This is a genomic window from Flavobacterium qiangtangense (assembly GCF_042658345.1).
Taxonomy (GTDB): domain Bacteria; phylum Bacteroidota; class Bacteroidia; order Flavobacteriales; family Flavobacteriaceae; genus Flavobacterium; species Flavobacterium qiangtangense.
In genome coordinates this window covers 590,119-616,929 of the sequence record NZ_JBHSQB010000007.1, presented here as the reverse complement: position 1 = coordinate 616,929, position 26,811 = coordinate 590,119, and the positions used below count along the sequence as shown (strand labels likewise).

At 34.7% G+C, this 26,811-nt stretch carries 21 protein-coding genes and 1 tRNA gene; 12 read left to right on the top strand and 10 right to left on the bottom strand.

Translation table 11 applies throughout. From position 1 onward, the window contains the following. Window positions 1-27: 27 nt before the first annotated feature. On the top strand, window positions 28-2,772 hold the full coding sequence (locus ACFPVY_RS10595) for an AsmA-like C-terminal region-containing protein (protein WP_379791969.1): 2,745 nt from the start codon (window positions 28-30) through the stop codon (window positions 2,770-2,772). On the opposite strand, the gene ACFPVY_RS10590 is transcribed toward ACFPVY_RS10595, so the two are convergent. Continuing rightward, window positions 2,769-4,337 carry a hypothetical protein gene (locus ACFPVY_RS10590; protein ID WP_379791968.1) on the bottom strand — a complete coding sequence of 523 codons (1,569 nt, stop codon included), beginning with the start codon at window positions 4,335-4,337 and terminating at the stop codon, window positions 2,769-2,771. The two genes, ACFPVY_RS10595 and ACFPVY_RS10590, sit on opposite strands and share 4 nt — an antisense overlap. 145 nt (window positions 4,338-4,482) lie before the next feature. After that, a tRNA-Phe gene (locus tag ACFPVY_RS10585) sits at window positions 4,483-4,555 on the bottom strand. Between the two features lie 122 nt (window positions 4,556-4,677). Here ACFPVY_RS10585 and ACFPVY_RS10580 point away from each other — a divergent pair. The 6 genes from ACFPVY_RS10580 to ACFPVY_RS10555 all read left to right on the top strand — a co-directional run bounded on the left by ACFPVY_RS10580 (window position 4,678) and on the right by ACFPVY_RS10555 (window position 11,000). Next, on the top strand, window positions 4,678-5,412 hold the full coding sequence (locus tag ACFPVY_RS10580) for a type III pantothenate kinase (protein ID WP_379791967.1): 735 nt from the start codon (window positions 4,678-4,680) through the stop codon (window positions 5,410-5,412). Next, window positions 5,405-6,655: a hypothetical protein gene (locus ACFPVY_RS10575; RefSeq protein ID WP_379791966.1), complete on the top strand. Its 1,251-nt coding sequence runs from the start codon at window positions 5,405-5,407 to the stop codon at window positions 6,653-6,655. Before ACFPVY_RS10580 ends, ACFPVY_RS10575 begins: the two co-directional genes overlap by 8 nt. Further along, the gene (locus ACFPVY_RS10570; protein WP_379791965.1) at window positions 6,648-8,033 is read left to right on the top strand and encodes a tetratricopeptide repeat protein; all 1,386 of its coding nucleotides are present in this window, start codon (window positions 6,648-6,650) and stop codon (window positions 8,031-8,033) included. Before ACFPVY_RS10575 ends, ACFPVY_RS10570 begins: the two co-directional genes overlap by 8 nt. A gap of 1 nt (window position 8,034) precedes the next feature. Then, window positions 8,035-8,592: an LPS export ABC transporter periplasmic protein LptC gene (gene lptC, locus ACFPVY_RS10565; protein ID WP_379791964.1), complete on the top strand. Its 558-nt coding sequence runs from the start codon at window positions 8,035-8,037 to the stop codon at window positions 8,590-8,592. A 12-nt stretch (window positions 8,593-8,604) separates the two neighbouring features. After that, window positions 8,605-8,799, top strand: coding sequence for a hypothetical protein (locus tag ACFPVY_RS10560; protein ID WP_379791962.1), 195 nt, complete (start codon window positions 8,605-8,607; stop codon window positions 8,797-8,799). 152 nt (window positions 8,800-8,951) lie between these two features. Beyond that, a complete protein-coding gene (locus ACFPVY_RS10555; RefSeq protein ID WP_379791961.1) occupies window positions 8,952-11,000 on the top strand; it encodes a peptidylprolyl isomerase in 2,049 nt (682 codons plus the stop codon). A 65-nt stretch (window positions 11,001-11,065) separates the two neighbouring features. On the opposite strand, the gene ACFPVY_RS10550 is transcribed toward ACFPVY_RS10555, so the two are convergent. The 4 genes from ACFPVY_RS10550 to ACFPVY_RS10535 all read right to left on the bottom strand — a co-directional run bounded on the left by ACFPVY_RS10550 (window position 11,066) and on the right by ACFPVY_RS10535 (window position 13,890). Further along, window positions 11,066-11,974, bottom strand: coding sequence for a GYDIA family GHMP kinase (locus tag ACFPVY_RS10550; protein WP_379791960.1), 909 nt, complete (start codon window positions 11,972-11,974; stop codon window positions 11,066-11,068). A gap of 6 nt (window positions 11,975-11,980) precedes the next feature. Then, window positions 11,981-13,306 carry a hydroxymethylglutaryl-CoA reductase, degradative gene (locus ACFPVY_RS10545; RefSeq protein WP_379791959.1) on the bottom strand — a complete coding sequence of 442 codons (1,326 nt, stop codon included), beginning with the start codon at window positions 13,304-13,306 and terminating at the stop codon, window positions 11,981-11,983. Window positions 13,307-13,385: 79 nt separating this feature from the next. Beyond that, window positions 13,386-13,667, bottom strand: coding sequence for a type II toxin-antitoxin system RelE/ParE family toxin (locus ACFPVY_RS10540; protein WP_379791958.1), 282 nt, complete (start codon window positions 13,665-13,667; stop codon window positions 13,386-13,388). Beyond that, window positions 13,657-13,890 carry a hypothetical protein gene (locus tag ACFPVY_RS10535; protein ID WP_379791957.1) on the bottom strand — a complete coding sequence of 78 codons (234 nt, stop codon included), beginning with the start codon at window positions 13,888-13,890 and terminating at the stop codon, window positions 13,657-13,659. Before ACFPVY_RS10535 ends, ACFPVY_RS10540 begins: the two co-directional genes overlap by 11 nt. Before the next feature lie 229 nt (window positions 13,891-14,119). Here ACFPVY_RS10535 and ACFPVY_RS10530 point away from each other — a divergent pair, with 229 nt between their 5' ends. The 5 genes from ACFPVY_RS10530 to ACFPVY_RS10510 all read left to right on the top strand — a co-directional run bounded on the left by ACFPVY_RS10530 (window position 14,120) and on the right by ACFPVY_RS10510 (window position 21,844). Continuing rightward, on the top strand, window positions 14,120-16,288 hold the full coding sequence (locus ACFPVY_RS10530) for a S9 family peptidase (protein ID WP_379792009.1): 2,169 nt from the start codon (window positions 14,120-14,122) through the stop codon (window positions 16,286-16,288). 1 nt (window position 16,289) lies between these two features. Continuing rightward, window positions 16,290-17,807 (top strand): peptide MFS transporter, encoded by a 1,518-nt coding sequence (locus tag ACFPVY_RS10525; RefSeq protein ID WP_379791956.1) that lies wholly within the window; start codon window positions 16,290-16,292, stop codon window positions 17,805-17,807. 84 nt (window positions 17,808-17,891) lie between these two features. Next, window positions 17,892-19,535 carry an MFS transporter gene (locus tag ACFPVY_RS10520; protein WP_379791955.1) on the top strand — a complete coding sequence of 548 codons (1,644 nt, stop codon included), beginning with the start codon at window positions 17,892-17,894 and terminating at the stop codon, window positions 19,533-19,535. A 57-nt stretch (window positions 19,536-19,592) separates the two neighbouring features. Continuing rightward, window positions 19,593-21,338, top strand: a complete 1,746-nt coding sequence (locus ACFPVY_RS10515) for a peptide MFS transporter (protein WP_379791954.1) — start codon at window positions 19,593-19,595, stop codon at window positions 21,336-21,338. A gap of 44 nt (window positions 21,339-21,382) precedes the next feature. Then, window positions 21,383-21,844, top strand: a complete 462-nt coding sequence (locus tag ACFPVY_RS10510) for a thioredoxin family protein (protein ID WP_379791953.1) — start codon at window positions 21,383-21,385, stop codon at window positions 21,842-21,844. On the opposite strand, the gene ACFPVY_RS10505 is transcribed toward ACFPVY_RS10510, so the two are convergent. The 4 genes from ACFPVY_RS10505 to surE form a co-directional block, all read right to left on the bottom strand. Beyond that, complete coding sequence (locus ACFPVY_RS10505) at window positions 21,841-23,880, bottom strand: ComEC/Rec2 family competence protein (RefSeq protein ID WP_379791952.1); 2,040 nt, start codon at window positions 23,878-23,880, stop codon at window positions 21,841-21,843. The two genes, ACFPVY_RS10510 and ACFPVY_RS10505, sit on opposite strands and share 4 nt — an antisense overlap. 37 nt (window positions 23,881-23,917) lie before the next feature. Beyond that, window positions 23,918-24,598: a C40 family peptidase gene (locus ACFPVY_RS10500; RefSeq protein WP_379791951.1), complete on the bottom strand. Its 681-nt coding sequence runs from the start codon at window positions 24,596-24,598 to the stop codon at window positions 23,918-23,920. A gap of 296 nt (window positions 24,599-24,894) precedes the next feature. Then, window positions 24,895-26,010: a lipid-A-disaccharide synthase gene (gene lpxB / locus ACFPVY_RS10495; protein ID WP_379791950.1), complete on the bottom strand. Its 1,116-nt coding sequence runs from the start codon at window positions 26,008-26,010 to the stop codon at window positions 24,895-24,897. A gap of 9 nt (window positions 26,011-26,019) precedes the next feature. Further along, window positions 26,020-26,802, bottom strand: coding sequence for a 5'/3'-nucleotidase SurE (gene surE, locus ACFPVY_RS10490; RefSeq protein WP_379791949.1), 783 nt, complete (start codon window positions 26,800-26,802; stop codon window positions 26,020-26,022). Between the last annotated feature and the right edge of the window lie 9 nt (window positions 26,803-26,811).

Genomic DNA, 26,811 nt, shown 5'->3' with positions numbered 1-26,811 from the left:
AATCCTTTCCCACATTACATTTGCAGTATGAAATTCGACTATAAAAAATTAGGAATCAAGATTTTAAAAATCACCGGAATCACCATCGGAAGCATTCTTCTGCTGATGTTTCTTCTCCCATTGCTTTTCCCAGGAACCATTGCGGAACAAGTTAAATTGTTGGCAAACAAAAAGTTAGATGGAGAGCTGAATTTTAAAGAATCAAAACTTTCTTTCTTCAGGCATTTTCCTTCGCTGACCGTTTCTTTAGACGAATTTTCGCTAAAAGGTTCGGCGCCTTATAAAAACGACACTTTAGTTGCGGCCGAAGAAATTGGTTTTGGAATCAATTTAAAGAGCCTGATCTTTGACGGAGTTGTAAATATCGACGAAATTTTTCTTTCCGAGGGAATTGTAAATGTCAAAGTCAATGAAAAAGGGCAAGCCAATTACAACGTTTATATTTCTGATGAAAAAGAAGTTTCCACTGATACAACTTCCACCGCCATTCGTTTAGAGCGAATTGATATTCAAAATGTTAGGTTGAAATACAATGATATTTCAGCCAAAATAAATATCGATGCAAAAGGTTTTAATTACGTCGGAAAAGGAAATTTAGACCAGTCGATTTTTGATTTATATACCGAGGCCAAAATTGATTCCTTAGATTTTACATTCGACGGAGAAACATATCTTAAAAACAAGGAAGTTGGCGCTGATTTGATTACCAGAATCAATACCAATTCGCTGGCGTTCGTCTTCCAGCAAAACGATTTGAAAATAAATAAACTACCCATCAGCTTCATCGGAAAGATGAATTTCTTAAAAGACGGATATGACATTAATTTGAAAATTGAATCAAACGACAGTCGATTAAACGATGTTTTCACGGCGATGCCACCAAAATATGTGACGTGGTTAGAAAAGACAAAAGTCAAAGGAAGAACTGATTTGCTTTTGACTTTTAAAGGAAATTACAATGCTTCGTTGAACAGAAAACCAGATTTGTCTTTTGCAATGAACATCCGCGAAGGCTCAATTGCTTACAGCGATTCGCCGTTTGAAACGTCCAATATTTCGCTAAAATTCAAAACGCAATTACCGTCTTTAGACACCGAAAAATTGATTGTGGATTTAGATACGCTGCATTTTAATATCGGTGAAGATTATTTAAGCGCCAAGATAAATTCAAAAGGAATGAGCAATATTTCGCTTTCAGCGGATTTGAAATCAAAATTGGATTTGGCAAAATTATCAAGATCCATAGGTTTTGACGGACTGGATTTTAAAGGAAATTTGACAGCTTCCGTCAAATCAAAAGGAGATTACAATGCTGAAAAGAAACTGTTTCCGGTTACCGCGGGCGTCATAAATTTGAAAAATGGCGAAGTTAAAACCGAGTATTATCCAAACCCGATTACTGATATTCAATTTCTCGCTTCGGTACAAAATCAATCTGGGAATTTCAAAGATTTAGACATTCAAATTACGCCGGCTTCATTTGTTTTTGAAGGAAAACCAGTTTATTTGAAAGCTATTTTGTCCAATTTTGAAGATGTAAATTATGACATTGTAGCAAAAGGTGAACTTGATATTTCCCGAATTTACAAGGTTTTCAAGCAAGACGGATTGGACGTTACGGGTTATGCAAAAGCCGATTTATCATTGAAAGGAAAGCAAAGTTATGCAACAACTGGGCAATACAGCAAGTTGCAAAACAAGGGAAGTTTGGCTTTACGCGAGATAAAAACGACTTCTGAATTGTTCCCAAAACCGTTTTTTATCAAGGAAGGACTTTTTTCTTTCAACCAAGACAAAATGAATTTCGACCGATTTTCTGCCAATTATGGAAAATCTGATTTCGCGCTGAAAGGTCATTTGCAAAACGTAATTAATTTCTTTTTAGAGAAAAATGCAACTTTAAAAGGAAATTTCAATATTGATTCCAATAACATTCTGGCCGATGAATTTATGGCGCAAACGTCTGAAGCGACAGGAAAACCAAACGACAAATCAGAAGTTGCGAAAGAAAATCCTAAATCTTCTGGCGTAATTTTGCTTCCCACAAACTTAAATGTTTCGCTTCTGGCAAACGCAAAAAATGTGGAATATGACGGCTTGAAATTGAAAAATGTTTTAGGAAATGTTGCGGTCAGAAACGGAAAGCTTTTGTTCGAAAAAATTGGTTTTGACATCATCGATTGCAATGTTGGAATCAACGGATTTTATGATGATTTGAGTCCAAAGGAAGCGGCGTTCGACGTTCATTTTGTAGCCAAAAATTTCAACGTGAAAAAAGCGTACAACGAAATAAAAATGTTTAGAGAATTAGCATCTGCTGCCGAAAAAGCGGAAGGAATTATTTCTTTAGATTATACCGTAAAAGGGAAATTAAACCAAGAAATGCAACCCGTTTATCCAACTTTAGAAGGAAATGGCGTGGTAACTTTAAGCAAAATTAAAGTCAACGGATTAAAACTTTTTGGACAATTGAGCAAAAAAACTGACTTTGAAACAATCGATAATCCAGATTTGAGCGAAGTAAATATTAAATCTTCTATCAAAAATAATATCATCAGCATCGAAGAAACTAAGATGAAAATCGCGCTTTTCAGACTTCGTTTAAAAGGAGAAACCAGCTTCGACGGGCAGCTGGACTTGCGAATCAGAGTTGGTTTGCCACCAGTTGGTTTGATTGGAATTCCGGTGGTTGTGACAGGAACTTCTGATGATCCAAAGATTAAGATTTTCAGTAAAACCGGGGAGGAAATTCCAGAGAAGAAAGCAAACTAAATTTTCAAAAGCGTTTCTTTCAAACCTTCGCCGATGTTTCTCCAAAGAAAGTTATAAAACGATTTCTCCGGAATTCGTTCCAGTTCCACTTTAGCTTCGGCTAATTTTTCGTCAGAATCATTTTTTACCAATAAATTACCAACAGCAGACAAAAGTTTATTCTTTTTCTGCGGTTTGTTTTTTCTAAAAATCGTGACTTTTATATCGTCATATTTTATCGCGAAATCGCCTTTTGAAGTCTTGTCGTTTCCGGTAAAATTAAAATAGACTTCGTTTAACATTCCGTCCACGGCCACGTTCATATAAGGTTTTGTAAACGGTTTCAACTGCTTTGCCGGAAAATTTAAAATGCTTCCTTTGATATTAAAACCGTCGTTTTTGTCTAAAATATTGATTTTCCAAGTGACTTTCATTGGAGAAACATTCATAAACTTGCAATTGACATTTATCTTCATTTCCGGAAGTTTTTTCTGTCCATAGCCAGAATTTACGTCGGTTACAAACATATTAAACTTGTTGAAAGACAACAATCCAGCACCTTTTTCAAACGTTTTTTCTTCTTCATATTCCAACGTAGATTCGCGAATGGCAAGCGTATCAACGTGCATCGGAAACTTCATTTCACGCAATAATTTGTTGTAAAGCGGTTTCTTGGATAAATCATCTGCAGGCATTTTTGGACGGTAAATGTTTGCAAAAACTTTATCTAAAAAAATATTCGTAGAATTAAAATAAAACTTGTCGTTTTTAAAACCCCAATCCATATTATTTATGCTAACTTCTTCCGCATTTATCGTGAAAATATCTTTTTCCTTCGGAATTCTTCGCACAAATTCTGGTCGATTATATTCTGGAATCAGGTTGAAATCGGCAATTTTTAAATCGGTTTTGTTAGTCTTAATCTGGTTTGCCGTGATGTGGTAAAATTCGTTGGCTCGATAATAAATACTGTCACAATCTAGCTTAAAATCGCGATACGTGAAAGGAATTTTTTCTTCCAAAGTAGCATCGTCCAAAACTAAACCCTCCAATTGCATTGAAAGATTGTGGACCAAAAGTGAGGCTTTGTCTGTCTTGGTAGAAATAATTTTCAAACTCGCGTTGAACAAATAAATATCAGAAACCGAAATCGTGTTTTTAAACGGTGCCACAACTTTATCCCGAATGCTTTTTGGGTTATTCAAGGCTTTTTCATCGGCTTTGAACAAAATGATTTCGGGTTTGTTGATCTTGATTTTTGAAGCCTTGATTTTATCACTAAAAAGAATCGACCACGCGCTGATGTTTTCAACATTGATGCTGACGATGGTGGCATAAATTCCAGATTTAACGTCTTTTTTTTCTAAGGAAGACTTTGGGACAAGCGTAATTCCTTTGATGGTCGCGCTTCCGTCGAGAAGCGTCACATCTAAAGATTTATAAGTGATTTGGTATGGCGAATTGTTATTTTCGTTAATTACAATTGGCAATCTTTTTTTGATCCAAAAATTCAGCCCAATGTTTGCGATAAACACCAAACCGATAAGGCTGACAATTCCAATTAAAACTTTTTTCCACCAAACCATCGATTCTGTTTTTAAGATTTCATATTAAATATAAATATAAAATAGCTGACTTTTCTGGGAGGTATGGTTTATTATAAGAAAATTGTGATTTTGGGAAGTAACTAAAAACAAAAAAGCCTAAACAAATAAATGTTTAGGCTTTAAGTGGTACCTCCAGGGATCGAACCAGGGACACATGGATTTTCAGTCCATTGCTCTACCATCTGAGCTAAGGTACCGTTACAATTTTGAGTATTACTACTTGCTGATTGCGGGTGCAAATATAGAACGTTTTTTGAGTTATCCAAAACATTTTTTTAAAAAAATCAATTCGTACCTTCGCAAAATCAAATAAACGAATATGCTTTTAGCGATTGATATTGGGAATACCAGAATTAAAGGTGCTGTTTTTGAGAACGATACCGTGATTGAAAGTTTTGTTTTTTCTAAAAATGAACTTGAAAAAAAAATTGAAAATATTTTAAAAAATTTTCCAGAAGTGACACATTTGGTTGTTGCTTCGGTCGGAAATCTTGAAAAAGAGGATTTTTTAAAGATCGATAAAAGATTAAAAATTGATTTTATATCGCATGAAGATCAATTTCCGTTTGAAAATTTATATGCAACGCCAAAAACCCTTGGAATTGACAGAATGGTTTTGGCAAGTGGCGCAACTTTGCAGTTTAAAAATGAAAATAGATTGGTGATTGACGCGGGAACTTGCATCACTTATGATTTTATAAACGACAAAAATCAATATCTCGGCGGGGCGATTTCTCCCGGATTGCGTTTGCGATATGAATCGTTGCATAATTTTACGGCAAAACTTCCGTTATTGAAAGTAGAAAATCCTGAAAATTTTATTGGAAATTCTACGTCCGAATCCATTCATTCTGGCGTGGTTAATGGCTTAATTAATGAAATTGACGGCTTTATAAATGAATACAAACAGATTTATCCAAAATTTACGATAATTTTAACTGGTGGAGACTCCGATTTTTTGGCTAAACGATTAAAAAATACCATATTTGCCAATTCAAATTTTCTTCTAGAAAGTTTGAACCATTTATTTCAATACAAAATCAAAAATGATTAAAAAAATTATAGTAAGCTTTGGTTTGCTTTTTTCAGTAGCATCTGTAGCACAAGAAGGAACGGCTTCGCCATATTCATATTATGGAATTGGAGATGTGAGATTTAAAGGAACTGCAGAAAACAGAGCAATGGGAGGTTTGGGAATATTGAATGACAGTATTCACATCAATCTTCAAAATCCAGCGGCTTATTCAGATTTAAAATTAACGACTTTTTCTGTTGGAGGAAGTCACAGTACGACAAATTTTAGAACAAGTACATCCGCAGCTGACGCGACTAGAACGACGGTTGATTATTTGGCGTTTGCATTTCCTGCTGGGAAATTGGGTTTTGGAGCAGGATTGATTCCATATTCATCTGTTGGGTATAAAATTAGAAGTATTTCTGCTGATCAAAACGTTCCGAGTAGGCAATATACTGGCGAAGGTGGATTGAATAAAGTTTATTTTGGCGCAGGTTATAAAATAACTAAGAATTTTAGTTTGGGTGCTGATGCAAATTACAATTTTGGAAACGTTGAAACTAAAAACCTGTATTCTGTTCAAGATGTTGTTTTAGGAACAAGAGAGTTAAATACTTCTGATTTAAGTGGTTTTAATGTAAATCTTGGATTGATATATAGCGCAAAAATCAACAAAAAATATGATTTTGTGGCAAGTATGACTTATAGTCCCGAAGGAAAAATAAAATCTGTAAATGAAAGAAAAATTGCTACGGTTTTAATTCTTGCAGATCAAGACGAAATCGTGGATGTTGAGAAAACAATTGACGTTGCAAATACTGAATTAAAATTGCCGAGTAAACTTTCGTTTGGTGCAGGATTTGGACAAAAATCAAAATGGTTTGTTGGAGGAGAGGTCACTATGCAAAAATCGAGTGATTTTGGAAACCGTTTCGATGATATCACAAATGTAAGTTATGAAGATGCAAAGCGATTTTCACTAGGCGGATATTTTACTCCTGACTATAAATCATACTCAAGTTATTTTAAAAAAATAACATATCGTGCAGGTTTAAAATATGAAAATACGGGTCTGATTGTTGCGAATACAGCAATCAAAGATTATGGTGTGACAATGGGTCTTGGATTGCCAGTTGGCGGTCCGTTCTCAAGTTTAAATCTTGGTTTTGAATATGGAAGACGAGGAACAACTGGTGCAAATCTTGTAAAAGAAATTTACGGAAATGTCTTCTTAAGTCTTTCATTAAGTGATAGATGGTTTGTAAAAAGAAAATATGAATAGTAAAAAAAAGTGTTTTAAGATTGCCTTGTTTGTAATCGCATTTTTGAATTTTAATAGCATCTTATTTGCCCAAGATTCAGAATGCAAAGACAAAGTTGTGGCTTTTCAAGAATTTGCGAAAACAAATAACTTCGACGAATCGACTTATCAGCCTTGGCTTGATTTGAAAAAGAAATGCGCAAAATTTGATGAATCCATTTATTTAATTGGAGAAACAATCTTAAAGCAAAAAATTTACAAAGCAAATGCTTCTGAAGCGAAAAACATCATTGTCAATGAGCTTGCAAGTCTTTATGATGAGCATGACAAAAATTTTCCGAACAACAATAAAGGAAATAAATTAAATAAAGCGCTTTTATTTTATGAAAATAAAGTGGGGACAGATGATGAAATTTATGCTTTTTTAGATAAATCTTTTAAAACAGAATATGCTCAATTTACAAGTCCAACGGCGTTAGATTTGTATTCAGAATTACTTTCAAAACAATTTAAATCTGGCGATAAAGGAATTACGGCAGATCAAGTTTTCGAAAAATTAGATTTAATCGCAGAGAAAGTTCAAATTGAAGTTGCTTCGATTTCAAAGGTAGTTGATGCGCTAACGCTAAAGCAAAAGACAGAAGTTCTGACATCCGAAGAAAAAAGAACGCTGGATAATTCAAAAGTAAGTTTGGACCAATTAAATATTGTTTCGAGTAATCTTGACGGAAGAATTAATGAAATTGCCAACTGCGAATCGCTGACTTCTTTTTATGACAAAAATTTCGAAAAAAATAAAGACAATGCTTTTTGGCTTGAAAGAGCTGCTGATAGACTGAATTCAAAAAAGTGTAAATCAGAGTTGTATACAAAGATTTCAGAGCAATTTCATAAAGTAAATCCGTCTTCAAAGTCAGCCTATAACATGGCGGTCATTTCAAGATCTGCAAAAAATAATAAACAGGCAACAGAATATTTTGCTCAAGCTGCCGATTTGCAAACTGATGCAAATAAAAAAGCAGAATATTATTACACACTTGCAACAACTTATGGTTATTCAAATAAAGCAAAAGCAAGGGAAGCTGCGCTAAAAGCAATAGAATTGAAGCCGTCAATGGGAAAAGCGCACACTTATATCGCGCAACTTTATGCTAACAGTATTAATGATTGTGGCGAAAATAATTTTGACAGCAAAGCTGTTTATTGGTTGGCGGCAGAAAGTGCTAAAAAAGCAGGTGTTGTAGAGCCGAAATTTAAAAAATCAGCAGATGATTTGGCAGAAAGTTTTATGAAAAAGGCACCGTCGAAAAAAGATGTTTCAGATGCAAAAAGAAAATCGGGACAGCAAATTTCAATAAAATGCTGGATTAATGAGTGTGTAGTTATCCCAAAAATGTAACATGATTTCAAAAATTAAGATATTTTTTTCTTCCTTATTTATTGTAGCTGTTGCGTTTTTGACATCTTGCGAGAGTAATTTTAAAGACGTTCAAAAAATCAATGTCGCAAATTTTGCGCCTGTTGGCGAAGCAGATACTGTCAATTTAAAATACACAGATTCTGGCAAAATTAAAGCCATTATGGTGTCTCCAAAAATGTTAGACTTCGGAAATGTATCGTTTCCATATATTGAATTTCCAAAAGGAATTGATGTTACCCTTTTTGACCCAAACAACAAAAAAAGCTTCATAAGGTCAGATTACGCCATACGATATAAAGAAACTGACGTTATCGATTTACAGGGAAATGTAAAAATTACTTCTGACGACGGAAAAATTCTTGAAACTACCCAATTGTACTATGATCAAAAAAGAGAATGGTTTTTTACAGAGAAAAAATGCAAACTCACACTTGGTCCAGGAAATATTTTTTACACAACAGGTTTCGACGCTAGTCGAGATTTTAAGGACATAAACGGGCAGGCTTTCTTTGGAGAAGGGCAAGCCGACGAATTTTAAAATTTAATCAAAATGACATATTTAAAATATATTCAGTATTTCTATCTGATTGCTGCAGTGCTTTTTGTAGTTGACGGTTTTATGAACTTAAACTCAGCCGAAAGAAGTCCATGGATTAGCTTCTTCTTTGGAGCAATTGCGCTTTTTATGTTTTTTTTTCGTAGAAATTTCGCAAAAAAGATGAGTGACCAAAATAAAAAGAGATAACCAAAAATAATATTTAAGAGCGGTTTTCCTAAACTTCTACAGGATATTCAAAAAAAACTACATCTTTATTCGAAAATATAAGTTTACTGCTTTTATTATTAAATAGATAATCGTATTTTCGCCCACTGAATTTAAAAATTAACAATAAAAAAATGGCAGTTTTATCAAAAATTAGACAACGATCATTACTTCTTATAGTTGTTATAGGGTTTTGCTTATTAGCATTTGTTGTGGGTGACCTTATCAACAGCGGTGGTTTTAAACAAACTTCAAAGTATGTTGGAAGCATTAATGGAGAAGATATTTCTTATGAAGACTTTCGAGCTAAAGTAGATGCGGCAGAGAAAGGCGGACAAGGAATTACTTCAATTCAAGCTGTTAACAGAGTTTGGGATCAAGAAGTTTCGCTTGCATTGTTACAAGAACAATTTGAAAAACTTGGAGTTAGAGTTGGTGAAAATCAAATCATGGATGCTTTAAAGCAATCACAAGATATTGGTCAAAATCCTCAATTTCAAAATGCTGCAGGTCAATTTGACGTACAAAAATTTAAAGATTTCTTCCAATCAAATCCTGATTTGGCGAACTCTTTGACAGAAAGAGAAAATCAAGCAGCTCTTTCTGCAAAATATATGATTTATAGCACAATGATCAAGGCTGGATTCAATGCGACTGAAGCCGATGGAAAATTTCAATATAAATTAGAAGCAGATAAAGTTACTTTTGATTATGTAGCTGTTCCTTATACGTCAATTAAAGATAGCGAAGTTCCGGTTTCAGATGATGAAATTGTTGCTTACATGAGAAAAGACGAGAAAAAATACAAAGCTGCAGAAACTCGTGAATTACAGTATGTTGTAATTGAGGATAAACCTTCTGCTCAAGATGAGGCTGAAGTTCAAAAAAATGTTGCGGTTTTAGTTGATTCTTTAAGATTGACTACAAAAAACCAAGAGTTTGTTGACGCAAGATCTGATATCAAATATGATTCAACTTACATCACGAAAAAAGATCTTCCTGCAAAATATGCTGATCAATTATACAACTTGCCAGCAGGTGAAGTTTTTGGACCATATATTTTAAACGGATATTATGCAATCAGCAAATCCTTAGGTAAAAGAGCTGGAGCAAGTGCAAAAGCAAGCCATATTTTAATTGGATACAAAGGTGGAAAAATCCCAAATCCAGCAATTACAAGAACTAAAGAAGAAGCACAAGCAAAAGCAAACGATTTGTTAGCTCAAATTCAAGCTAATCCAGCGATTTTTGAATCTTTAGTAGCTACAAATTCTGATGATTCTGGATCTGCTCAAAACAGAGGAGAATATGACAATATCATGCCAGGACAGATGGTTAAGCCGTTTGATGACTTCGTATTTAATAAGCCAATTGGTTCATTGGGAGTTGTTGAAACAGAATTTGGTTTCCACATCATTAAAGTAACTGACAAGCAAGATGCAGTTCGTTTGGCAACAATCGCACAAACAATCGAGCCATCTGAGCAAACAAGCGATGAAATTTTTGCAAAAGCAAATAAATTTGAAGCTGAAGCTGCTAATAAAGATTTAACAACCGTTGCAAAAACAATGGGATTGACTCTTCAACCATCTGCAAATGTAAAAGCGTTGGATGAAAATATTGGTCAATATGCTAATCAAAGACAAATTGTTAGATGGGCTTTCGATAAAAAAACTGACGAAGGCGACGTGAAAAGATTCAATGTTCCAAATGGTAACTTGATCGTTAAACTTAAGAAAGTAAATGAAGAAGGTTTGACACCAATTTCGGAAGCTAGACCAATGATTGAACCAATCTTGAAAAACGAGAAAAAAGCAGCTAAAATTAAGGAAATGCTTAAAGGTGCTACGTTAGAAGAAGCTGCAAAAGCAGGAAAAGTAGCTGTTGCAACTGCAACAGACATTACACTTCAATCTCCAAATTTGGTTGGTTTTGGTTCAGAACCACAAGTTGTTGGAACTGCATTTGCAACAGCTGCAAATAAAGTTTCTGGTGTAATTGAAGGAAAATCTGCAGTTTACAGAGTAAAAACGAAGGCAGTTGTTCAAGCTCCAGCTTTGCCAAATCATGCTTCTTATATTGCAAGATTAAAAGCACAGAGCGCAGCAGCTTCAGGACAAATCATTCCTGCTTTGAAAGAAAAAGCAGACATTGAAGATAACAGATTAGATTTCGGATACTAATATTCGAATGACTCCAAAAAAAAATCCCGATTGTGAAATCGGGATTTTTTTTGTTTTATTAATTTTTAAAGAATCATTTCTTCGTAAGTCAGAATTGTGTCAAAACCTTTTTGCTTAAAATAATCTTTCGGATTTTCTTCAGAAATTACCATTACAAAATCACCGCCCCAAGCGCCAAGACTTTTAATAACGCCATCAAAATCTAAAAACAAGCGCTCTTGAACAGTTTTTATTTCTAAAACAGGGCTCAATGTAGCTTCGTGCTGTTTCATCAAGTTTCCAAATTCCTCAAAATTGTTTGCTTGCAAAGCTTTTTTTGTAATTGAATCAATTTTCTCAACAATAGGACCAATTTCACTTTTCTTTTCTCGATATGATTTGATAGCTTCCTTGCTACTTTGTTTTTGATTCAAATAAACAAAAAAGATGTTTTTAGCAAATTCAGGACTGAAATCAATTGGTTTCACAATCGGATTTATACCTGAGATTTGGTACAGAATTGCTGTATCATTTTGGGCATTTGCGATGTCATAACCGCTTCCGCCAAAGCTTTTGTTTAAAAGTTCAAAAGCATTGATTTCAAACCATTGTGCAATATTATTAATCAAAGTTGAAGAAGAACCAAGTCCCCAATTTCTTGGAAAAGTAAGTTTAGTGCTTACATCAAAACCCGAATTTTTTTCCAAAATTTCCCCATTCATTTCAGAAGCAAAATGCAAAATTTCTACCAAAGTATCTTTGGCAGGATTTCCGTTTTTAGAATTATTTTTAATTTCTGAAATCAAGATTTTTTCCTCTAGCCAAATTTTATCATTGCAGTCAAAGCTTTTCCAATGTAGAAAATCTCCGTTGTTTTCTTCGATAATTAGATTTTGTCCAAATTTCGTGGGAAGCGAAAAAGCAATTCCTCCGTCAAGAACTACATATTCTCCCGTAATGAACAATTTCCCGTTGCTATAAAATGTCTTTTTCAAAAGAAATTAAAGTTTTATTTTTCGTAAATCGTGAACATATTCCACAACTGCAGCGTGCGAAACGGCATTATTTTGAAAATGATTTAAAATCATAATTCGTTCTGCATCCGAAGCTTCCAGTTGATTGATGATGTTTCCGAGATGCATTTTCATGTGGCCTTCTTGAATTCCGTTTGTTGTTAGCGAACGTAACGCAGCAAAATTTTGGGCTAATCCAGCAACGGCAACAATTTGCATTAATTCTTTTGCGGAAGGATTTTCTAACATTTCTAAAGCCAATTTAACCAAAGGATGCAAGCTCGTCAAACCGCCAACTGTTCCCAGCGCCAACGGAATTTCTAGCCAAAAAGAAAAGATTCCGTTTTCAATTTTTGCGTGAGAAAGACTTGAATATTTCCCGTCTTTTGAGGCATAAGCATGAATTCCTGCTTCCACGGCACGAAAATCATTTCCTGTGGCAAGCACCACGGCGTCGATTCCGTTCATAATACCTTTGTTGTGCGTTACGGCACGATAAGGTTCGACTTCGGCAATCTGAACCGCTCTCACGAACTTTTCTGCAAAATCCTGCGGATTCGGGATATTTTTGTCGGCCAAATCTTCTAGTTTGCATGAAACTTCCGCTCTCACAATACAATTCGGAACATAATTCGACAAAATGCTCATCACCACTTGAATGTTTTTTTCTTTTTCCGAAAAAGCTTCAAAATGGGCAATTTCTGATTTTAAAGTTTTGGCAAATTGTTCCAAGCAAGAATTGATAAAATTGGCTCCCATCGAATCTTTGGTTTCAAAAGTCGCATGAAGCTGAAAGTAATTTGGAAGCAAATCGGTTTTGTCATTTAGCACAATGTCTAAAATCCCGCCACCGCGTCTCTGCATATTTTTGGTGATATTTTCGGTTTCCACGAAAAATCTAAATTTCTTTTCTGTAAAAAATTGTTGCAATTTTAAAGCATCTCCTTTATAAATAAAATGAACCTGCCCAATCTTTTCTGTATTTAAAACTGTTGCTTTGAAACCACCTCTTTCTGACCAAAATTTAGCAGCATTTGCAGCTGCAGCAACAACAGAACTTTCTTCAATGGCCATCGGAATGGTTTTGAATCTTCCGTTAATTAAGAAATTTGGAGCAATTCCTAAAGGTAAATAGAAATTGGTAATCGTATTTTCGATGAAATCGTCGTGTAATTTTTGAAGCTTTACGTCAGAATTCCAGTAATTGGTGATTATGGAAACAGCTTCTTCCGGATTTGAAAAATATTCCTTTGCAATCCAGCTAATTTTTTCTTCTTTGGATAATTTTGAAAATCCAGCAATAGCGTTGTTCATTATTTATCGATTAAATCTTAAAATAGTGATGCAAAGATACGGTTTCGTGCGGTTGGATTTTTAAAAACCTGATGCGTTTTTATAGTGAAGCTTTGTACTTTATAAATCCAAAAACTATAATTTCTTTTTCAGCGAGGTCAATTTTATAAACAATTGTATAACCTTTAAAAATGTAATCACGAACAAATTCGTTTTCAAAATAAATAGATTTTCGAAAATGAAACGGATTTTTTAAATCTTTAGCCAAATTCTTTAGCAAATCATTTTTGAATTTCCGTGAGGCCATTGGTTTGTCAATTGCGATAAACCCAACTTGGGCGGTTAGTTTTTGAACAAATCCGTCAGAAAACTTAATCTTCATATTTGGAAATCGTTTTTTCTAATACTAAATTTAGTTCTTCGATCGATTTGTATTCCACGTTTCCGTTCTCGATTTTATCTAATTCAGTCTCTAACATTTCCTTGTTTTGCTCAAAAAAAGGATCTTCTTGAATAATTTTTAGTTCATTTTCGCTAAAAGATTTTAAAAAATCAAGCAACTTTCCTTTTAATTCGCTGTTGAATTGAATTCTAATCGTTTCCATAACATTTTAGTTTTGTACAAATTTAGCGAAATGATTTAAAGAATTTTAAAAATGGAAGTGTCAATAAGTTTGATTTTGTTAAAATTCTATTAGAATCTAAATCTTAATTTTAGATTATTCTAATTAGAATTTAATAACTTTTTCTGAAAATTGCATTTAACACAATAAATGGCGGTTTATTGCGAAATATTCACTAAAATTGACAGTTTTTTTACCTTAACAAAATATGATGAATTCACGCAAGATTACCGCATTGCTTTTATTCTTTTGCATTTCGGTTTTTGGACAGCAAAAATTGACTCTGGAAGAAATTTGGGGTGGCGCTTTTAGAGCAGAAGGAATGGACGAATTACAGTCCCTTAAAAACACAAATCAATACACAGTTCTCAATTTTGACAGGGCTTCGCGAAGTATGCAAATCGATTTATATGATTATGCGACTTTAAAAAAAGTATCGACATTGATTGATACAAAAAACCATAAAGAGCTTCCGATGATTGAAAGTTATACTTTTAATTCGAAGGAGAATATGATTTTGCTGGCGTGTGCTTCTGAGCATATTTTTCGCCATTCTTTTGTGGCCGATTATTATTTATATGACATTTCTTCAAAGCAATTGACCAAATTATTTGATTTCAAAGTTCAGGAACCTACATTTTCGCCTGATGGAACTCAAATTGCTTACGCAAAAGACAACAACTTATTTGTCTATAATCTTCAAACCAAATCTTCGAAACAAATTACCAGTGACGGAAAGAAAAATGGCATCATCAACGGAATTACCGACTGGGTTTATGAAGAAGAATTTGCGTTCGTAAAGGCTTTTGACTGGAATGCTTCGAGCGATAAAATTGCGTTCATCCGTTTTGATGAATCAGAAGTTCCAGAATTTTCGATGGATTTGTACAATCAAGGTTTGTATCCAACGCAACAGGTTTTTAAATATCCAAAAGCGGGCGAAAAAAATGCGGTGGTTTCTTTACATATTTATGATTTGAAAGGAAATAATTCAAAACAAATCAATCTTGGAAACTACGATGATTTCTATATTCCGAGATTAAAATGGACCAACGAAGCGAATGTTTTAAGCGCTCAAGTTATCAATAGACATCAAAATAATTTAGACCTGCTTTTCGTGGACGGAACTTCTGGAACTGCAAAAGTGGTTTTAAACGAAAAGGACAAAGCGTATGTTGATATCACTGACAATCTTACTTTTTTAAAAGACAATAGTTTTATTTGGACCAGCGAAAAAGATGGTTTCAACCATATTTACCACTATGATAAATCGGGTAAATTAAAAAATCAAATCACAAAAGGAAACTGGGAGGTAACAAGTTATTATGGTTTAGACGAAAAATCAGGAACTATTTTTTATCAATCAGTGGAAAACGGTTCCATCAATAGAGATATTTATTCTGTAAAATTGAACGGAAGGGGGAAGAAGCGACTTTCAACACAAAACGGAACAAATTCGGCGACTTTTAGTCCTAATTTTGAATATTACATCAATACATTTTCAAGCGCAAAATCGCCTGCTGAATATTCTTTGAACAATGCAAAGACAGGGAAAGAAGTTCAGTCGATCAAAAAGAACGAGGCTTTGCTTTCAAAATTGGCGAAGTATGATTTGCCTTCAAAAGAATTTTTTGAATTGACTACTGAAAAAGGAAACAAATTAAACGCTTGGATGATTAAGCCGAAAGATTTTGATCCAAATAAAAAATATCCGGTTTTGATGTTCCAATATTCTGGGCCAGGCTCTCAGGAAGTAGCTAATAATTGGATTGACACGAATGATTTGTGGTACATGATGCTTTCGCAACAAGGTTACATCGTGGCCTGCGTGGACGGAAGAGGAACTGGTTTTAAAGGTGCTGATTTCAAAAAAGTGACTTACAAAGATTTAGGAAACTTGGAAGTTGTGGATCAAATTGATGCTGCAAAAGTGATCGGAAAGTACAAATATGTGGACAGTTCGAGAATCGGAATCTGGGGTTGGAGTTATGGCGGATTTATGTCGTCAAACTGTATCTTAAAAGGAAACGACGTTTTTAAAATGGCGATTGCAGTGGCTCCGGTAACGAATTGGAGATTCTACGATTCTGTTTATACCGAAAGATTTTTGCAAACTCCGGCAGAAAATGCTTCGGGTTATGACGAAAATTCTCCAATAAATCACGTGAGTAAATTGAAAGGGAAATATCTTTTAATTCATGGAACTGCCGATGATAACGTTCACGTTCAAAACACGATGTTGATGGTGGAAGCTTTGGTTCAAGCCAACAAACAGTTCGACTGGGCCATTTATCCGGATAAAAACCACGGAATTTTCGGAGGAAAGACTAGATTGCAACTTTATACAAAAATGACAAACTTTATTAAAGATAATTTATAAAATGATTGACCCAACAACCCCTAGCCAAGTCCCAACATTAGAGGAAATTCAAAATTTTAAAGGCAAATACCCAAAACAATTATGGTATTTGTTTTTGGTGGAAATGTGGGAGCGTTTCTGTTTTTATGGAATGCGCGGTGTTCTTACGATTTTTATGGCCGATAAACTTTTAGGTTTGGCATTGTCTGATAAAGATGCCAATTTAAAATATGGAGCAATCCAAGCCTTTGTTTATGCTTTTACTTTTATCGGAGGAATTTTTGCGGATAAAATTTTAGGTTTTAAGAAATCACTACTTTTTGGAGCAACCGTAATGATTTTAGGAAACTTAATTATTGCTTTTTCTCCTCAAGATTTTTTCTATTTAGGAATTACACTTTCCATCATTGGAACCGGATTTTTTAAACCGAATATTTCTTCGATGGTTGGAGAATTGTACCGCGAAGGCGACAGCAGAAGAGATGCCGGTTTCGGATTGTTTTACTCAGGGATTAATATTGGAGCATTATTAGGTGGTGCGGTTTGCGTTTACTTAGGAACAAGCCCAGATTATGGTTGGAGTTATGCATTCTTATCTGCGGCAGTTGTAATGGTTATTGGATTGGTGACATTTATTTTTACAAAGAAATCTTTAGGCCCAATTGGTGATTCGCCGCTTTTACACATCGAGCCAAAAAAGAGAACAGTTCAAGAAATTGCTGTTTACGTTGGTTCTTTGATCAGTATTCCGTTGATTTTTATCATGATCAAAAATACCGATTATACAGATTATTTTATGTACACAATTGGGCCATTGGCGGTTTTGTACTTCTTATTTGAAACATTTAAAGAGAAAGATTTACGAGCACAAAAGAAATTAATTGCGGCTTTTATCTTCATCCTTTTTTCTATCGTATTTTGGGCATTTTTTGAACAAAGTGGAGGTTCTTTAGCCTTATTTGCTAAAGATAATTTACACCATAATTTATTATTCTTCGAAATCAATCCGAATATTGTAAACAATACTTCTAATTCATTATTTGTAATTGTTTTTAGTCCAATTGTGGGTTTAATTTGGCTTGCAATGGCAAAGAAAAAGATTGAGCCAAACACGGTAATGAAATTTGGTATTGGATTTTTATTCCTTGCGGGAGCCTTTTATGTATTCTATTATACAAGATTTTTTGCAGACGTTCAAGGTGTAACTTCGTTAAATGTATTTACGTTAGCTTATTTAGTCATCACTTTTGGAGAGCTTTGTTTGTCTCCAATTGGGCTTTCAATTATGACCAAATTATCTCCAAAAAGATTATCTGGAATGATGATGGGAATGTGGTTTTTGGCAAGTGCGTACGGACAATATGCTGCAGGTTTACTTGGTGCGGGAATGTCGTCGCCAGACGAAAATGCTTCGTTATTGACAAAACTTCAGGGTTACACAGAAGGATATTACCAATTGGCGATTTATGCTTTAATCGCTGGAGTTCTTTTAATTGTGGTTTCGCCACTTATTAAAAGATTAATGCAGGAAGTTAAATAATAAACTACAAAATTTATAAAAGAAGAAAGCGACTTTAACGGTCGCTTTTTATAGTATTGTCTAAATTAAAAATGTCTTCAAAAAATGTCTGAAAACAAAACATCGCTTTTTTCAACTATAAAATCTTTCAACAAAAACTTTTGGCTTGCCAGCTTCATGGAACTTATGGAACGATGGGCTTGGTACGGAATTTTTACGCTTTTTGGTTTATACCTTGTTGGTTCTACAGACGAAGGCGGTTTAGGTTTTAACCACATCCAAAAAGGAAGTATTATGGCCAATGTTACGGCTGTTTTATATCTTTTGCCGTTGTTTTTTGGAGTAATCGCAGATAGAATCGGGTACAAACTTTCGCTTACAATCGCCTATATTATCATGATTATTGGCTATTATTTCATGGGCGAAGTAAATACATATTGGAGTATGTATATGGTTTTTATGCTTGTGGCAATTGGCGCAGCATTCTTTAAACCAGTAGCTTCAGCACTTGTAGCCAGAAATACAGACGATACCACGGGAACGATGGGATTCGGAATTTTTTATATGATGGTAAACATTGGCGGATTTGTTGGTCCTGCAATGTCATCTTATTTGAGAACAGAATTTGGTTGGAAAGTAATTTTCTTGCAAGCAGCAATCGTAATCGGAATTAACTTAGTGTTTCTTTTAATTTTTTACAAAGAGCCAAAAGTCGAAAAACAACAAAAAGAACCAATTCTTACCGAGATTAAAAATTCACTTTTAAACATCGTTGAAGCCTTAAAAGACAAGCGTTTGCTGGTTTTATTGATATTGATGATTGGATTTTGGACGATGTACAACCAGCTTTTTTACACGTTGCCAAATTTCATCGAAGATTGGGTTGATTCAAGCGCATTGAGTGTTTGGATTAACGAACATATTCCGTTTTTAAGCAAAACTTTAACTCAAGACGGACAAGTAAAGGCAGAATGGTTTTCTAACTTGGATGCTTTTATGATCATCTTTTTGCAAGTTACAGTATCTTACTTCGTAATAAAAATGCGCCACATTAACGCAATCATCCGAGGAGCAATTATTGCAACTATCGGTGTAAGCTTGACTTTTTACACGCATAATGTTTGGTTCACGATTTTGGGGACAATGATTTTTGCAATCGGAGAAATGATGTCAAGCCCAACGTTATCAAGCTTTATCGCGTTAATTACACCAAAAGGAAAAGAAGGTTTGTACCAAGGAACTTATTTTTTGCCGGTCGCTGCCGGAAATTTTTTCACAGGTTTTATTGCTGGAGATTTATATCAAAAATGGTCTGATAAATTATCGCTTCTCCAAACTGAATTAGGAAAAAGAAAAATCGTAATGCCAGAAGTGGTAAGCAAAGAGCAATTTATCGAGCAAGGTTCAAAAGCGCTTAATTTATCAATCTCAGATTTTGAAAAGCAATTTCATATGAAAGATGCCAATTTGGATTATGCTACAATCAGCAAACAATTTACCGAAATGGCCACTAGCAAAGGAATTGACGTTTCAAAAATCCAAACGCCGTTTTCAAAAAGCGAATATTTTGCCTTAGCAGAACAAAAATTAAATATGAGCCACTGGCAAATGACAGACATGCTTTGGCAAAACTATAGCCCAAATAAAATTTGGTATGTGGTTTGCGCGGTTGGACTCGTTTCAATCGTTTCCTTAATAATATACGATCGCTTTGTCGTTAGGCCTTTAGAGAAAAAGGCTTTGAAGTAAAAAAACGCTATCGAAATAAAATTTTTTAACTATCTTTCGCAACCAAAAAATAATATTATGAGTCAAAATTCGACAGACCAATTTTTCAAAAGCACAGTTTTAGGACATCCCTCAGGGCTTTTTGTGCTGTTTTTCACAGAAATGTGGGAGCGTTTTTCGTTTTATGGAATGAGAGCATTATTAGTAATGTTTTTCACGTCAACAGCTTTAAACGGCGGCTGGGATTGGACTCGTGAGCAAGCAATGGCTTTATTTGGATCTTATGTTGGCTTGGTTTATCTGTCAACAATGTTGGGCGGTTATTTTGCCGATAAGGTGATCGGGTACCGATATGCCGTTTTAGTTGGAGCTTTATTGATGACAATGGGTCACGGCGCAATGGCCTTGGAAACGCCATTTTTCATCTATTCGGGATTAATTTTATTAGTTTTCGGAAACGGTTTCTTTAAACCAAATATGACATCAATTGTTTCTGAAATGTACAAAGACAGGCCAGAAAAGAAAGACGGTGCATACACTATTTTCTACATGGGAGTTAACTCTGGCGCATTTTTCGGAATCGTTCTTTGTGGTTATTTAGGAGAACAAGTAGGTTGGAGTTGGGGATTCGGTCTTGCCGGAATCTTCATGCTTTTTGGGTTAATCCAATTCTGGCTGTCACAAAATATTTTCGGAGACATTGGTTTAAAACCAGTTAAAAAGGAAGTAGCGTTGACAGATGAAAACAACGATAAATTAAATCCGTTCCCAGCTTGGCAATTGGCTTTAATTGGTTTAATGACAGTTTTAGGGCTTCTTTGGATTATTTTCGAACCAGCAAAAATTATTACAAACGGTTCTTTGGATATCTTCAACTTTGAAGTAGCTGGACTTTCGGGTAACAACTTTACTATTTTGGTTGCAATTCTGCTTTTCCTTTTCTTATTGGTTTACAGAATTAATAGCTATTCTCAAATCACAAAAGAAAAAATGATCGCAGTTTCATTTTTCGCTTTCTTGACAATTTTTTTCTGGGCTATTTTTGAACAATCTCCGGGAACATTGACAATTTTTGCGAATGATTACACGAACAGAGTTTTGGTGGGAAGCGCAGGAACGATATTTAAAGTGGTAAATGCAGCAATCGTTGTGGTTCCATTAGGAATTATTACTTGGGTATTATTACTTCTTTTCAAGCAAACCTTTGCAAAATATTCTGTGGCAAACTTGGTGCTTGGAACAAGCTTTGTAATCATCTGGGGAATTGCGATCTGGATGTTAAAAAATCAATTTTCTCAAGATTCATTAGAAGTTCCAGCTTCTTGGTTTTCTTCTCTTAACTCTTTGTATATTATTGCTTTAGCTCCGTTGTTTTCAAAATGGTGGGAGAGTAAATACAATCCTTCTGCGAATATGAAATATGCACTTGGAATGGTGTTTTTAGCGGTTGGGATGATAACGGTTGCCATCGGTGCAAACGGAATTTTACCTGGAGCAAAAACAGCGTCAGTAAGTATGATATACCTTATTTTAGTATATCTTTTCGTTACAATGGCAGAACTTTGTATCTCGCCAGTCGGTCTTTCTTATGTAAGTAAATTGGTTCCGGCAAGAATGATTGCAATGATGTTCGGAATTTGGTATCTTGCAGTTGCAATCGGAATGAAAGGTGCAGCGAAATTTGGTGAAAACATCGATAAAATTGCAGACGAAAATGGCTTGAGCTACTTCTTCTGGATGTTGGCGATCGTCTCGCTTGTTGTAGCGGTGCTTTCTTTCATAATGTCGCCGGTAATTAAAAAATTAATGCACGGCGTTCGATAATTCGGCATCATTTTTGAAAACCAATCTATAAAATTTATAACACAATGAAAAAACTACTATTAGTATTACTTTTGGCTGTTGGGTCTTTCGCGACAGTGCAAGCGCAAGAAATAAAATGGATGTCATTAGACGAGGCTTTAGCTGCGCAAAAAAAGAAACCAAAACCAATTTTTATGGACGTTTACACAGACTGGTGTGGACCGTGTAAGATGTTGGACAAAAATACATTCCAAACTAAAGAAGTTTCAGAATACATTTCTAAAAATTATTACGCAGTAAAATTCAACGCTGAAGGAAATTCTGAAGTAACTTACAAAGGAAAAAAATACACAAATCCAAAGTTTGATCCTAATAGAAAAGGAAAAAACGGCGTTCACGATTTCACGATGTTTTTAAAAGTTCAAGGATATCCTTCAATGTACATTTTAGACTCTAAGGGCGAAGTGAAAAGCCCAATCGTTGGTTACCACACTCCAGAACAATTATTGCCACTTATCAAGGCTTAATTTTCTTTAGATAATTTATAGAATCCCTTTTCAACAGTTGAGTGAAAAGGGATTTTTTCTTTTTCACAAGTTTCTTTCCAGCGAATTGCGTATGTTTTATAATTGGAAGCATCTGCAACGATCATCTTTGGTTTAGAAAATTGCAGAATTCTTTCCAAATTTAACTTCGGGGATTGTGTCAAAACCAAAATGTCTGGATTTACATTTTTCGGAAAAACACTCAAGCTATCCACAATCAAGATTTTATTTTTATCAAAATAATTCAAATTCGATACTTTTTTAATCTTTGAAATTGAAGCAAAATTTCCAACTAAATAAGGTTTTACAGCAAAATTCATCGTCGCTTCTGTCAAGGAATCCCTCGTGTATAACACAATGTTTTCTCCTTTTCTTTCAGAAATTAGCGTACTTCTTTTAGCGTTGAAAACGATAAATTCTTCTTGTTTTTGATTCAAATATTCAGTTCCAAAATACGTGATTTGAAAAATTATTAAAGTGACCAAAGCCAAAGCCAATTTTTTGAAATCAGGTTTCAAAATCCAAATGGCAAAAGCAAAAATCACCAAATAGCAAGTCACCAACATTTGCCAATTAAAAGAAATATCTTGAAAAATAAAGGATTCAAACGAAGCAACCCAATTGATAATTTTATTCAAAAACCAAATGCTGTATTCCAAGATCTTTGCTAAAAACACGGGAACAGTCGTGAAAAAAGCCCAAATCATTACAAAAACGCCCAACGCTAAAATTACGCCAAGCAATGGCAAAACCATCAAATTAGTCACAAAAAATAATCCGGGAAATTGATGGAAATAATAAACACTTAACGGAAATGCTCCAATTTGTGCAGCGAATGAAACAGATAAAATTCCCCAAATGTATTTTAATATTTTGTTTTCCGGCATCCAGATTTTATCAAAAATTGGTTTCAACCAAACGATAAAAAACAATGCGCAATAACTCAATTGAAATCCTACGTCAAAAATAAAAGACGGTTCAAACAGTAAAATAAAAAACATCGAAGCAATCAAAGTGTGGAAAATATTGGTCTTTCTATTTGAATATTCCCCAATCGCTATAAATGTAAACATCACAACAGAACGCGTCACCGCTGGCGAAAATCCTGCGACGAGAGCAAATAGCCAAAGAAAGGCAATGATGATAAAAAGCTTTAAGAGCTCACCAAATTTCGTTTTTGGCAAAGGCTTCAGAAGAAAACCAATCGCAATCATAATGCAACCCACGTGCAATCCAGAAACCGAAAGAATATGAACGGCTCCGGCCAATTGATAATCTTTTAAAATCTCAGGAGAAACATCCTGTTGTTGCCCAAGAATCAATGCAATGACAACATTCAACTCGTCTTTTGCAAAACCAGATTTTTCTAAATTTGAAATAATTCTGTTTCTAAAAGCTGAAGCGTAATACCAGACATTTTTATCTAGATGGGAATTTACCTTTAGGTCGCTTGCATCGGCGTAAATTTGCCCATAAATCGATTTGTTTTCCAAATATTTTCCATAATCAAACTGATTGGGATTATGCGGTTTTCGATGGGAATAGATTTCGCCATAATAAAGCATTTTTGAACCAATTTCAAGTTTTTGGTTCAAGCTATCTTTTTTGATATTAAAAAGAATTTTGCCTTTGGTTTTAAGCGAATCTAACGAAGTAATTTCGGCAACATAACGTTCGTTGAAATCGCTACTCTTCAGTTTTTCAATCAAAGTGGCGCCAACAAAATAATTCTTTTCAGTTTTGAATTTATTTACGTAATGATTTTCGGAAAAACGTTTGTTATGTAGCGATTGCGTGGAAACTCCGATCAAAAAGAAAATTGAATACGTCAGAATTCCAAAATATCTTTTTTGCTCTAAATTCTTTTTAGAGAAGTAGTAAGAAATTCCGAAGAAAATAAGTAAACCGCCTAAAAGAATTAGGACAAAAAACGGACTTGGAGATAAATAATAGGAGGCTAATAATCCCAGAATGAACCAAATGCAAATTCTGGCTAAAGGAAATTTCAGTACTTTCATGAATCGAAAATACTGAAATTTTATAACAAATTCTTATTTATTGTTGTATAATTCTATTTACTTGAGCAAAAGCTCTTTTGTAGTAAGGTTCTTCTGTTGAAGAAACCATGACGCCTTTGCTAGAAGAAGCGTGAATAAATTTAATTTCATCGCCAATTTTTTCGACAACCACACCCACGTGGTTAATCACTTTTCTTCCGTTAGTTCTAAAGAAAATCAAATCACCTTTTTGGATATCATCGCCTTCAACTTTTTCGCCAACTTGCGCCATTTGATTAGAGCTTCTTGGTAATTTGATGTCAAAAAGATTAAAAACCGCAGTTACCATTCCAGAGCAGTCCATTCCGGCAGTTGTTGTACCGCCACCTCTGTAACGAACGCCAAGAAATTCCATAGCGTTATTGATTAATTGCAAAGAAAGGTAACTGTCTGTTGGCGAAGAAACCACCAAATCAGATTGTTCTTCTTCAACAATAACAGGCTTCTTTTTAACTGGTTTTGTAGTTTTTGTCACTTTTGGTCTTTCAACAGAAGCAACTTGTTTTGTAGCAGGAATCGGTTTATCTACAATTGTAGCAACACTTTTCTTTTCTTCAGGCTTTTGGTAAACACCTTTTTTAACAGCTTCTTTTTTCGATGTAATAATTTGTGCGTTTCCTAAAGTTGTAACCAATAATGCAATTGGCAAGAACAGAAATAAGATTTTTTTTGCAGACATATTTTATTTTTTATTTTTCAGCAAAAACAAAAACTCAAGGGGCGATTTTGCTTTAGATTTATTAATAAAATTCCGGAGAATTAGTTTAGTTTTTCAATAACGATAGTTTATTTTATAAACGACAATAGAAAAAGATTATTATATAATTTTTCTCAAATATAGCATAATTTCCATTAAGTCGAAAAATAACTTATTAAAAGTTTGTTAATAACTATTTTTTGATAAGCATAAATTCTTGAAAAACACAAACTAATAAACTGAAAACTAGCAAATTAATTTCTCATGTTAAACTATTGTTATGAATTGAGTTTATCAACAATCAAGCTCGCTGTTTTATGACTCGCGCCAATGCCGCCTAGCTTCTGCTCTAATATTTCATAAGATTCTAAAACCTTTTTTCGATGGTCGGTTTCCAAAATTTTGTGTAATTCTGCCTTAATTTTTTTCGAATTACAATCGCCCTGAATCAATTCTGTCACCACTTCTTGATCCATAATTAAATTTACAAGCGAAATATATTTTAAAGTAATAATTCGTTTTGCAATTTGATAAGAAACCCAGCTTCCTTTATAACAAACAACTTCTGGAACCTTAAATAAAGCCGTTTCCAAGGTCGCAGTTCCTGAAGTTACCAACGCCGCAGTCGAAACACTCAACAAATCATACGTTCGATTCGAAATAAAATGCACATTTTCATTGTTTAAAAACTGCGCATAAAACTCATAATCTTGGCTCGGCGCGCCGGCGATCACAAACTGATACTTCGGAAAATCTTTTACCACAGAAAGCATTTCTGTCAGCATTTTTGAAATTTCTTGTTTTCGGCTTCCTGGCAAAAGCGCAATAATTGGCTTTTCGTCAAGATTAAATTCTTTTCTAAAAGTGGCTTCGTCAATATGTTCTCGATCGTGAATCGCGTCAATCAAAGGATGTCCGACAAATTCCACCGGAAAATGATGCTTCTTTTCATAAAAATCCTTCTCAAACGGAAGAATCACATACATAAAATCAACGTCGCGTTTAATTGCCTTGATTCGATTTTCTTTCCAAGCCCAAATCTGTGGCGATATATAATAATGAGTAGGGATTTTCAATTTCTTAGCCCATTCCGCAATTCGCATATTGAAACCCGGATAATCGATAAAAATAATCGCGTCGGGTTTGAATTCTAAAATATCAGCTTTGCAAATTTTGATATTATTCAAAATTGTTTTCAGATTCATCACCACTTCAGCAAAACCCATAAAGGCCAATTCTCGGTAATGTTTTACCAAAGTTCCGCCCGCTTTCTGCATCAGATCGCCTCCCCAAAACCGAATTTCCGCATTCGGATCTTCCTTATATATTGACTTCATCAAATTTGCGCCGTGCAAATCGCCCGAAGCTTCTCCAGCAATAATGTAGTATTTCATAGGTTGAAATTAATTTTTTTCGTTTAATTTCCAAGTATTTAAATTCTGAATCGCATGATGCGCCGTCAAGTCAAATTGCACCGGAACCAGCGAAATATAACCGTGGGCCAAAGCCCATTCATCAGTATCTTCGCCATTATCTTGGTTCACAAATTTTCCGGTAAGCCAGTAATAATCGCGTCCCATTGGCGAAGTTCTTTTGTCAAATTTCTCCTGCCACATCGCTTTTGCTTGTCGGCAGACCTTGATTCCCTTGATTTCTTTCTCGGATAATTTCGGGAAATTTACGTTCAAAATTACGCCTTCGGGCAAACCATTTTCCAAAACTTCCAAAGCAATTTTCTTGATAAATTTCTTCGTAGGCTCAAAATCTGCATTCCAGTCATAATCCAAAAGTGAAAATCCAATCGCAGGAATTCCCTCAATTCCAGCTTCCACCGCCGCGCTCATTGTTCCAGAATAAATCACGTTTATCGAAGAATTTGAACCGTGGTTCACACCTGAAACGCATAAATCCGGCTTTCTTTTCAAGACTTCATTCACAGCAAATTTCACGCAATCCACAGGCGTTCCAGAGCAAGAATATTCCACATCAACATCGTTGTCAATATTAATTTTGTTCAGGTACAAAGTACTGTTAATCGTGATCGCGTGGCCCGTTGCAGATTGCGGACTGTCTGGCGCAACCACCACAACTTCGCCAATTTCCTTCATTACAGAAATCAAAGCACGAATTCCAGGAGCCGAAATTCCGTCGTCGTTAGTTACAAGAATCAAAGGTTTTTTTGTCATATTTTTTGA